Annotated in this window: 4 protein-coding genes; all 4 read left to right on the forward strand. The window is 64.6% G+C overall.

Annotation, left to right across the window (positions count from 1 at the left end; genetic code table 11):
- A partial coding sequence (locus EOA28_RS27755) for an ABC transporter substrate-binding protein (RefSeq protein ID WP_148670886.1) occupies nucleotides 1-1,252 on the forward strand: 1,252 nt, incomplete at its 5' end.
- A 70-nt stretch (nucleotides 1,253-1,322) separates the two neighbouring features.
- Nucleotides 1,323-2,276, forward strand: a complete 954-nt coding sequence (locus EOA28_RS27760; RefSeq protein ID WP_108703019.1) for an ABC transporter permease — start codon at nucleotides 1,323-1,325, stop codon at nucleotides 2,274-2,276.
- On the forward strand, nucleotides 2,273-3,157 hold the full coding sequence (locus tag EOA28_RS27765) for an ABC transporter permease (protein WP_127250323.1): 885 nt from the start codon (nucleotides 2,273-2,275) through the stop codon (nucleotides 3,155-3,157). Before EOA28_RS27760 ends, EOA28_RS27765 begins: the two co-directional genes overlap by 4 nt.
- Nucleotides 3,150-3,911: ABC transporter ATP-binding protein (locus tag EOA28_RS27770; RefSeq protein WP_189342210.1), on the forward strand; the 762-nt coding region annotated here is incomplete at its 3' end. The genes EOA28_RS27765 and EOA28_RS27770, both read left to right, overlap by 8 nt.

The raw sequence follows: 3,911 nt of genomic DNA on the forward strand, positions 1-3,911 counted from the left end.
GCGCAAGGGTGTCAAGTTCCACTCGGGCGGCGAGATGAGGGCCGAAGACGTGGTGGCCAGCATCGACCGGCTCGCCGATCCGGCCAACTCGTCCAACGCGCTGTCGGTGTTCAGCGGCATCCTGCAGAAGGGCAACACCAAGAAGGTCGACGACTACACGGTCGAATTCCATCTCGATGCGCCGAACGGCAACTTCCCCTATATGGTGTCGTCCGACAACTACAACGCCGTCATCATCCCGGCGAGCTACAAGGGCGACTACGAGAAGAGCTTCGACGGCACCGGTCCGTTCAAGCTGGAAAAATACACGCCGAAGGTCGGTGCGTCCTTCGTGCGCAACGACGACTACTGGGGCGACAAGGCCCTGCCGGATCGCACCGAGTTCACCTTCTTTACCGACATCCAGCCGCAGATCCTGGCGCTGCAGGGCGGCCAGATCGACATCATCAACCAGATGCCGGTGCTGGCGGGCGTTGCGCTCCTCAACGATCCGAATTTCGAGATCATCAGCCTGAAGTCGGTGGCGCATCAGCAGCTGCATATGCACTGCGACGAGGGCCCGACGAAGGACGCGCGCGTGCGCCGCGCCATCGCGCTCTGCCTCGACCGCGAGAAACTCGCCGCCGGTCTGATGAAGGGCCGCGCGGCACTCGGCAACGACAGCCCGTTCGCCGCCGTCTACCCCTCGACCGACACCAGCGTGCCGCAGCGCAAGCAGGACCTCGCCCAGGCCAAGCAGCTGATGGAAGCGGCCGGCGTCGGCCAGGGCTTCAAGATGACGCTCACCACCGAGCGCTACCTGGAAATCCCGGAATACGCTCAGCTCATCCAGAACTGGGTCAAGGAAATCGGCATCGAGCTCGAGCTCAACATCCTCGACCAGGGCGCCTATTACGGCGATGCGGTGTTCGGCAAGTCGAACTGGCTGGATTCGGCGATGGGCATCACCGACTACGGCCACCGCGGCGTGCCCAACGTCTATCTGGCGGCCCCCCTGAAGAGCGACGGCACCTGGAATGCCGCCCACTTCAAGAACAAGGACTACGACCAGATGGCGGCGAGCTATATCGCGGCCCTCGACCTCGAGGCGCAGAAGGCCACCGCCGGCAAGATCCAGAAGCTGCTGCTCGAAGAAACGCCGGTGGTCTTCGGCTATTTCTACGATTACCTGACGGCGACGGCGAAAGGCGTGACGGGCGTGCAGCCCACCGCCATGTCGCAGCTGTTCCTCGACAAGGCGTCGAAGGCCTGACGAGAGCGAACAAGCATATCCCTGACAGCCGGCTCTCCACGGAGAGCCGGCTCCAATAGGAGTATTCGCCATCCTCGTCTTCCTCGTCCGGCGCCTGGCCCTGTCGCTCGTCACGCTGTTTTTGCTCAGCGTCATGGTCTTCCTTGGCGGCCAGGTGCTGCCGGGCAATGTCGGGCGCGCCATATTGGGGCCGTTCGCCGACCAGCGCGCCGTCGATGCGCTCAACCACTCGCTCGGCGTCGACCGGCCACTGCTCGTCCAGTACGGCACCTGGATCTGGAATTTCCTGCATGGCGACATGGGCACGTCCTACATTTTCCGCGCGCCGGTCGCCCCCTTCGTCATCGATGCTCTGGGCAATTCGCTGAAGCTGGCATTGATCGCCTTTGTGCTGGTGGTGCCGATCGGCATCCTGGGCGGCGTCATCGCCGCGCTCAATCTCAACCGGCCGCTTGACCGCATCATCAGCCTCGGCGGCCTGTCGGTGACGGTGCTGCCGGAATTCGTCACCGGCATCATCCTGATCCTGATCTTCGGGGTGTGGCTGCGCTGGCTGCCGATCGCCGCCGCATGGCCGAAAGGCGCCGGCTTCTTCACCCAGATCTATTACCTTATCCTGCCCTCGCTGCCGCTGTTCCTGGTGCTGTTCGGCTACATTGCCCGCATGGCCAGGTCCGGCATGATCGAGGCGCTCGATTCCGACTATACGCGCACCGCCGTGCTGAAAGGCCTGCCCTGGCGGACGGTGATCTGGCGCCATGTGCTGCGCAACGCGCTGCTGCCGACCATCACGGTGATCGCCACCCAGACCGGCTATCTGATCGGCGGCCTGGTGGTGATCGAAACGCTGTTCCGCTATCAGGGCATCGGCTCGCTGATCTTCACCGCCGCGCGCGGCAAGGATTTCCCGATGCTGGAGGCCGGCATTCTCACCATCGGCATCGTCTATGCGGTGGCGACCTTGGCCGCCGACTTCCTCTATTCCGTGCTCAATCCGCGCATCCGGCTGGGGGCAGAACAATGAGCGCGACGGACAGCCCATCCCTTCCCGCGGTCCCGGATACTGTTGCGCGGCGCAGCCCCTGGGGCGAGGTGCTGCATTCGCTCGTGAGGTCCCCCACGTTCCTGACCGGCCTGGGCATACTGCTGTTCTGGGTTATCTGCGCGCTGTTCGGCGAACAATTCGTGCCTTACGATCCTCTCGACGCCGACATCATCAACACGCTTGCGCCGCCATCGTCCGACCACTGGTTCGGCACCGACCAGCTCGGCCGCGACGTGTTCTCACGCGTCATCGTCGGCTCCCGCGATATCCTGACCGTCGCGCCGCTGGCGACGATCCTTGCGACCATCGCCGGCACCGCGCTCGGCCTGGTCATCGGCTATTTCCGCGGCATCGTCGACGACATCGTCAGCCGCGTGCTGGAAGCCTTCATGGCGATCCCGGTGGTCATCATCGCGCTGCTTGCCATCGTCGCGCTCGGCACGTCCAAGATCACCGTCATCGTCGTCATCGGCCTGAGCTTCGCGCCGATCATCGCGCGCACGGTGCGCTCGGCGGTGCTGGCCGAACGCGAGCTCGACTATGTCGCCGCGGCCAAGCTGCGCCACGAGGGCGCGCTGCACACGATGTTCGTCGAGATCCTGCCCAACGTCATCCCGCCGATCCTGGTCGAGACGACGGTGCGGCTGGGCTATGCCATCTTCGCGGTGGCCACGCTTTCTTTCATGGGCTTCGGCATCCAGCCGCCCTCACCCGACTGGGGCCTGTCGATCTCTTCCAATTACGGCATGATCGGCGGCGGCTTCTGGTGGACGGTGCTGTTCGATGCCTTGGCCATCGCCTCGCTGGTGATCGGCGTCAATTTGGTGGCCGACGGCGTGCATGGAGCGTTCAATGACTAGCCAAGCCGCCAACGCGCTAGAACTCAAAGACCTTTCGGTCGCCTATCGCGTCGGCCGCCGCGACCGCGCGGTGCTGCGCAACGTCAACCTGACCATCAAGGCCGGCGAAGCCTACGGGCTGGTCGGCGAATCCGGCTGCGGCAAATCCACCGTGGCGCTTTCCGTGGTGCGTTATCTGCCGCGCAACGGCTCGATCACCGGCGGCTCGATCGCGCTCGACGGCAAGGACGTAATGAAGCTCGATGGCGAGGCGCTGCGGCGGGCCCGCGCGGACAGCGTGTCGATGGTCTATCAGGATCCCGGCAAGGCGCTGAACCCGTCGCTGCGCATCGGCCGGCAATTGACCGAGATCTTCGAGCTTGCGGGCATCAGCGGACAGACGGCTGAAGACAAGGCGCTCGCCATGCTGAACCGGGTGCGCATCTCGGATCCGGCAAGCGTCATGCAGCGCTATCCGCACCAGCTCTCCGGCGGCATGCAACAGCGCGTGGCGATCGCCATGGCGCTCGCCAACGACCCCTCGATGCTGATCCTCGACGAGCCGACGACCGGGCTCGACGCCACCGTGGAAGCCGAGGTGCTCGACCTGATCGGCCAGTTGCGGCGCGAGCTGTCCGCCTCGATCCTGTTCATCAGCCACAACCTCGCCGTCGTCTCCAACATGTGCGACCGGGTCGGCGTGCTCTATGCCGGCATGCTGGTGGAGGAAGGCTCGACCAGGGACGTCTTCAACGACCCGCGCCATCCCTACACC

The sequence above is a fragment of the Mesorhizobium sp. M2A.F.Ca.ET.067.02.1.1 genome (assembly GCF_004023285.1).
Taxonomy (GTDB): Bacteria; Pseudomonadota; Alphaproteobacteria; order Rhizobiales; family Rhizobiaceae; genus Mesorhizobium.

Coding starts and splice junctions, on each gene's coding strand:
- EOA28_RS27765 (WP_127250323.1), top strand. CDS start 2,273: ATGAGCGCGACGGACAGCCCATCCCTTCCCGCGGTCCCGGATACTGTT.